This window comes from Dysgonomonas sp. GY75 (genome assembly GCF_015234155.1).
Taxonomy (GTDB): Bacteria; Bacteroidota; Bacteroidia; order Bacteroidales; family Dysgonomonadaceae; genus Dysgonomonas; species Dysgonomonas gadei.
Genome location: NZ_JADCLQ010000046.1, coordinates 1 through 605 on the forward strand (window position 1 = coordinate 1; position 605 = coordinate 605).

Annotated in this window: 1 protein-coding gene; it reads right to left on the bottom strand. The window is 48.8% G+C overall.

The genetic code is table 11. The features are described from left to right. Positions 1-366: 366 nt before the first annotated feature. A partial coding sequence (locus IR083_RS17140) for a fimbria major subunit (protein WP_194225233.1) occupies positions 367-605 on the bottom strand: 239 nt, incomplete at its 5' end.

Consider the following 605-nt stretch of genomic DNA (forward strand, 5'->3'; position numbering starts at 1 on the left):
CAGCCGGAGGTCTATCCCCTGCGGGCAGTCCTGCGTCCGCTCATAAACACAACCGCTTATACCGGACAGGAGAAAGGCCCCCAACAGCAGGAAGCTTATTTTCTTCCTGCCTGCGTACCCTTGATTTGACTTCGTTTTATGCATACGTTGTAGACTTTGTTTAGTGTATGAAAAATCAATGTGCCGATATGCCAATATACCAATTAGTTAATGTGCCAATGTGCCGATGTGCTAATATTCACATTCGCTAATTTGCCGGTTGGGTTTAGCTGTTAGCCATTAGCTGATAGCTTGTTAGCTTTTGTCGCTTCGCGCCATTGGCACATTAACTAATTGGCACATTGGCACATTAAATTCATTTGCTAATTACAGGTCTATGTCATAGGTATGTACCGTCCACATCAGCACCTTGATATCGACGGACATATAGGTGTCGTCCGAGCTGAGCGGCCCGTTCGGGTCGACAGGGTTTTCCGGTTCGGGGCCGGACGGTTTCGGGTCCGGGTTATACGGTACATCCGGCCCGGAGGGGATCAGCGGGTTCCAGTTCACCCCGATGCGCTTGAACGAATTGATATTGACATGGTAGATGTTGTTCCTGATCA